We start from the raw sequence: 5,128 nt of genomic DNA on the forward strand, positions 1-5,128 counted from the left end.
CTGCGTGTATTTTTTGGCGATCTTGCCGGTACCCGTGCCATTGCCCCAGTCCCACTCAACCTGTGTGCCTTCACTGTACGACATGTACGACATTCTGAAACCTCTTCTTTTGTGATACGCCGGCCTAACCCGCGGACACCTGTCCGGGTTCCGGCGCGTCCGGAACAACCGTAAGGACCCCTCTTCATGGATAAATTCAACACGCTCACCGGAATTGCCGCACCGATGCCACTGGTCAATATCGACACCGATATGATTATCCCCAAGCAGTTCCTGAAAACCATCAAACGCTCGGGACTTGGCGTGAACCTTTTTGACGAGATGCGCTATGACCGTCAGGGCAATGAAGTTGCGGATTTTGTGCTGAACAAAGACGCGTACCGCGAGGCCGAAATCCTCGTCGCGGGTGAAAATTTCGGGTGCGGCTCCTCGCGCGAACACGCGCCCTGGGCCATCAAGGATTTTGGTATTCGCTGCGTGATAGCACCTTCATTTGCGGACATTTTCTACAACAACTGTTTCAAGAACGGCATCCTGCCCGTCGCCCTGCCGAAAGAGCAGGTGGATGTACTGATGAAAGACGCCGAAAAGGGCGCTAACGCCCGGATGAGCATCGATCTTGAGGCGCAGACGATCACCACGTCGGATGGTGAGGTGTTCAGCTTTGAAGTGGACAGCTTCAAAAAGCACTGCCTGATGAACGGCCTTGATGATATCGGTCTGACCATGGAAAAAGCTGCGGCAATCGACACCTTTGAGGGATCAGCAGCTCAGGCCCGCCCCTGGGTCTGAACCGGCCCTGGCCGCCCTGCGCCTCATTCAGCAGCACGTGTTAACCTTTCCTTGTGGGCGTCCTCGCGCCGCCCACAAGATCTTGCGATGTGCCTGTTTTTCGACACATATTTGATGCAAGAACGCACCAGTCCTTCCCTCAAAACGCCCAGAGTATTGCGTCTTGTTAACCGTAACACTTGCGGAACTAAGACGAATGATGGCACAAATGGGGCATAAATGAGGCAGAGCCCACCGCCCCGGTGGCATCAAGTTGGAACAAGATTGCGGCATTGAATCGCATCTGGCCGGTTTGAAGGGAAAGAAACGTATGTTTGTTCGTATATCGGGCGCAGTAATGCGTGGCCTGTTGGTGGCTCTTCTTATTGCCACGCCAGCGCTTCTGCTGCCTGACGTGGCAACGGATCAGTCCCAGATCATTGTTCTGGTGGCTCTTCTCGCCGCGTTTCTGACCTTTATCGAATACAATTCCGCCGCTCCCAGCATTGTCGAATTCCGCGATGCGGCCCCCTTTAACCGCCTGCGGTTTGTCACTCTTTTTCTGACAGTTTTCATGCTGACGGCGATCGCCAAGGGAAAGGTCGAACCGACCTCGCTGACCCAGGCCGTCACCGCTCTGGGCACAATCATCGGCAATGCCATCGATTTCCCCTTCTCACCGGTGCGTCTGATTGTGCTGATGCTGCCTGCAGATGTGAGCCAGTGGCTGATCCAGGATGTGCGCACAGCCGCAGGGATTGCCTATCTGATCTCTCTGGTTGCAATGGTTTGGTTTTACTTCATCGTGCGCTATGGCCGCTGGCCGGTGCGCTACGGCCCCTTCAACGTCTGGGTCAATCTGCCGCTCTTCGACCCGACCGCTGGCGGCGATGTGCTTTACCGGCTGCAGCGCGATGCGCGGGTCAATATAGCGCTCGGTTTCCTGCTGCCGTTTCTCATTCCGGCAGTGGTCAAAGCAACCTCTGATCTGATAGACCCGATCACATTGGCGAACCCGCACACCCTGATCTGGACGATATCTGCATGGGCCTTTCTTCCTGCCAGCATGATCATGCGCGGATTTGCGATGATGCGCATCGCCAGCATGATCGATCAGAAGCGGCGCCGCGCCTATGCAAGCCAGGCCGAAGAACGCGAGCTTCAGCCCGCCTGATCACAGCGGCGGCGGCGCTTTGCCTGGGTGCTTCCGGCCTCTGCGCCGACACGTTCCGCATTGCCACCTTCAACACCGAACTTCAGCGCGACGGACCGGGCCTGCTGTTGCGCGATATCCTGCGGGGCGAAAACGCTGACATCGCGGCCGTCGTATCGGTTCTGACGGAGACAGCGCCTGATATCGTAGTGCTGCAGGGGTTCGACTATGATCTCACGGGGGCCGCGCTCAATGCCTTTGCGGATCGTCTTGCCGTAACCGGGCCCGCGTATCCCTGGCGCTTTGCTGCACGGCCCAATACAGGGTACCAGAGCGGCATTGATCTGGACGGCGACGGACGTGCCGGTGACCCGCGCGACGCACAGGGTTACGGACGTTTCAGCGGTCAGGGCGGTATGGCCGTGCTGTCTCGTTTTGAGATCATTGATGCGGACGTGCAAAGCTTCACCGATCTGCTCTGGCGCGATTTTCCCGGGGCCCTGCTGCCCGAGACCGATGACGGACCTTTCCCGTCACCCGAGGCTCAGGCCATCCAGCGCCTGTCCACCACCGCACACTGGGTGGTGCCGGTAGAGGTCCCTGGTCTGGGGCGGCTGTCACTGCTGACATTTCACGCCAGTCCGCCAGTCTTTGACGGACCCGAAGACCGCAACGGTCGGCGCAACCATGATGAAATTGTTTTCTGGCAATACTACCTCGACGGCACATTCGGGCCTGCACCTGCGCAGAATTTTGTCCTGCTGGGTGACACCAATCAGGACCCGCAGGACGGCGAAGGACGCAAAGAGGCCATTCGCGGACTTCTGAACAATCCTCTGTTGCAGGACCCCGCTCCGCGCAGCACCGGCAGCGTCGTCGTCAGCGACGATCCTTTCGACACCGCCGACTGGGAAGATCCGGTACCGGGCAATCTGCGCGTGGATTACGTGCTGCCCTCGCGCGATCTCACGGTGACCGGCAGTGGTGTCTGGTGGCCTGACCCGGCGAGTGAGGCCGGCAGGACGGCAGCCATGGCCAGCCGTCACCGCCTCGTCTGGGTTGATATCGCGCGCTGAACGGTCGCCGGTCTGCGGCGCATCCACAGTTCCAGCAGGATGAGATAGGGCAGGTAAAACGCCACGTTCTGCACCAGATCGAAAGGGCTGCGGAAATCCGTGGCCAGGCCGGCCTCATATCCGAGCATGTCCCAGATGCCGTAATGCACCCGGTAGAGCCATGAACCGATCGCCAGCACAAAAAGGCGCAACGCCCAGCGCCGGTGCCGGTCAAAGCGCTGCGCGCGCGCGTGACGCAGCGCCTCGATTGCAGCGAGGATCATCAGTCCGCCGTAAAGCGCAAACCCGGCATTCATCGGGGGCCCGCCGATTGTGCCGCGCCCGGCAATATACATGAGCCCGCCCGCCCCGGTGATCAGCGCCGCCGCAATGAGCAGACGGCCTGTTAGCCGGTGCACAAGCGGCCAGCGCAGCCTGATCCCCTGCACCAGTTGCACGATGATCAGCACGGACAGCAGCCCACCCGCCATCATATGCGCAAAAACCGCCCCGTTCAGCAGCGGTGCGCCCGGTGTGAAGAAACGACCCCGCGGCGCGTCATCCGGCAACAGCCCGGACAGACCGGTGACCAGCGCGTAAAGCGCGAAAGGCAGAATCATCAGCGCCAGCAGTACACAAGCGGCAAAGCGCAACAGTCGCGGCAGGGTGCGGGTCATCTGTGCCTCCGTTGTGAGCATTCCGCCAGCATCGCACCCCCGTTATAACGCGCTGTTTACGGCCTTTCACGTGACATCACAGCGCGCCCCGGCGCGAGCAACCTGTGCGCCGGTTCTTGACCCTTGCCGCCCGCCGATATAGGCCGCTGGCAGCTTGAATTCGCAGGAGATGACGCATGGCCAACCCTTCCCTTCTTATCCTTCCCGGCGACGGGATCGGCCCGGAAGTCATGCAGGAGGTCAGACGCGTGATCACGTGGTTCGGCGACAAGCGCGGACTTGCCTTTGACATAACCGAGGATCTGGTCGGTGGTGCTGCTTATGACGCGCATGGTACGCCGCTGCATGACGACACGATGGCCAAAGCTCTTGAGGTCGATGCGGTGCTGCTGGGCGCTGTGGGGGGTCCGAAATACGATAACCTCGACTTCAGCGTAAAGCCTGAACGCGGCCTGTTGCGGCTGCGCAAAGAGATGGATCTTTTCTCCAACCTGCGCCCGGCACAGTGTTTCGACGCGCTTGCGGATTTTTCATCGCTTAAGACGGAACTGGTATCCGGGCTCGACATTATGATTGTACGTGAGCTGACTTCGGGGGTTTATTTCGGAGAGCCGCGGGGCATCTTCGAGGAAGGCAACGAACGCGTGGGCATCAACACCCAGCGGTACACCGAAAGCGAGATTGACCGCGTGGCCCGGTCCGCCTTTGAACTGGCGCGCCGGCGCAACAACAAGGTCTGCTCCATGGAGAAGGCCAACGTGATGGAGAGCGGCATTCTGTGGCGCGAGGTCGTGCAGAAAGTGCATGACGAGGATTACCCGGATGTCGAACTCAGCCATATGTATGCAGACAACGGCGCGATGCAGCTGGTGCGCGCGCCCAAGCAGTTCGACGTCATCCTGACCGACAACCTCTTTGGCGATATTCTTTCGGATTGTGCCGCGATGCTCACCGGCAGCCTCGGCATGCTGCCCTCCGCGAGCCTCGGCGCGCCCAATGCGGACGGACGGCCTAAAGCGCTTTACGAGCCGGTGCACGGATCAGCCCCCGACATCACCGGTCAGGGTAAAGCAAACCCCATCGCCTGTATCCTGAGCTTTGCAATGGCGCTGCGCTATTCTTTTGACCAGGGGGATGAAGCCACGCGTCTTGAAACTGCGATCGAAAAGGTGCTGGCCGATGGCGCACGCACGGCCGACCTGATGGGTGAGGCCGGCGGGACACCGATCAGCACGACCGAGATGAGCGACGCCATTCTGAGCGCACTCGACGCGAGCCTCTGAAAGGCGCGTATCATCATACCGGCATGGTCCCGTGAGGTGCAGTGAACAAAGGCCCGCGTGCTGCGGGGGCCTTGCCAAGCGCCGGTGATAAGAGTATCCGGGCGCACAGGGTCGGGCTGTAGCGCAGCCTGGTAGCGCACCTGCTTCGGGAGCAGGGGGTCGGAGGTTCGAATCCTCTCAGCCCGACCA

The 5,128-nt window shown here is 60.1% G+C and carries 5 protein-coding genes and 1 tRNA gene; 5 read left to right on the forward strand and 1 reads right to left on the reverse strand.

The window, feature by feature from the left end; translation table 11 throughout:
• Positions 1–186: 186 nt before the first annotated feature.
• The 3 genes from leuD to Q0M35_RS17280 all read left to right on the forward strand — a co-directional run bounded on the left by leuD (position 187) and on the right by Q0M35_RS17280 (position 3,000).
• A complete protein-coding gene (leuD, locus tag Q0M35_RS17270) occupies positions 187–792 on the forward strand; it encodes a 3-isopropylmalate dehydratase small subunit (RefSeq protein WP_295317501.1) in 606 nt (201 codons plus the stop codon).
• A gap of 310 nt (positions 793–1,102) precedes the next feature.
• Positions 1,103–1,945: a hypothetical protein gene (locus tag Q0M35_RS17275; RefSeq protein WP_246227683.1), complete on the forward strand. Its 843-nt coding sequence runs from the start codon at positions 1,103–1,105 to the stop codon at positions 1,943–1,945.
• A 59-nt stretch (positions 1,946–2,004) separates the two neighbouring features.
• Entirely contained in the window at positions 2,005–3,000 is a 996-nt protein-coding gene (locus tag Q0M35_RS17280; RefSeq protein WP_366519683.1) for an endonuclease/exonuclease/phosphatase family protein, read from the forward strand.
• Here the strand turns inward: Q0M35_RS17280 and Q0M35_RS17285 are convergent.
• Entirely contained in the window at positions 2,967–3,656 is a 690-nt protein-coding gene (locus tag Q0M35_RS17285) for a DUF2306 domain-containing protein (protein ID WP_295317502.1), read from the reverse strand. The two genes, Q0M35_RS17280 and Q0M35_RS17285, sit on opposite strands and share 34 nt — an antisense overlap.
• 176 nt (positions 3,657–3,832) lie before the next feature.
• Between Q0M35_RS17285 and leuB the strand changes: the two genes are divergently transcribed.
• Complete coding sequence (gene leuB / locus Q0M35_RS17290; protein WP_295317503.1) at positions 3,833–4,939, forward strand: 3-isopropylmalate dehydrogenase; 1,107 nt, start codon at positions 3,833–3,835, stop codon at positions 4,937–4,939.
• A 112-nt stretch (positions 4,940–5,051) separates the two neighbouring features.
• A tRNA-Pro gene (locus Q0M35_RS17295) sits at positions 5,052–5,128 on the forward strand.

Origin of the sequence: Roseobacter sp. (assembly GCF_024639605.1) — a bacterium.
GTDB lineage: Bacteria > Pseudomonadota > Alphaproteobacteria > Rhodobacterales > Rhodobacteraceae > Roseobacter.

Bases quoted from the DNA above. Each gene is read 5' to 3' on its own strand.
- Q0M35_RS17275 (WP_246227683.1), top strand. From the start codon at position 1,103: ATGTTTGTTCGTATATCGGGCGCAGTAATGCGTGGCCTGTTGGTGGCT.
- Q0M35_RS17285 (WP_295317502.1), bottom strand. From the start codon at position 3,656: ATGACCCGCACCCTGCCGCGACTGTTGCGCTTTGCCGCTTGTGTACTG.
- leuD (WP_295317501.1), top strand. From the start codon at position 187: ATGGATAAATTCAACACGCTCACCGGAATTGCCGCACCGATGCCACTG.
- leuB (WP_295317503.1), top strand. From the start codon at position 3,833: ATGGCCAACCCTTCCCTTCTTATCCTTCCCGGCGACGGGATCGGCCCG.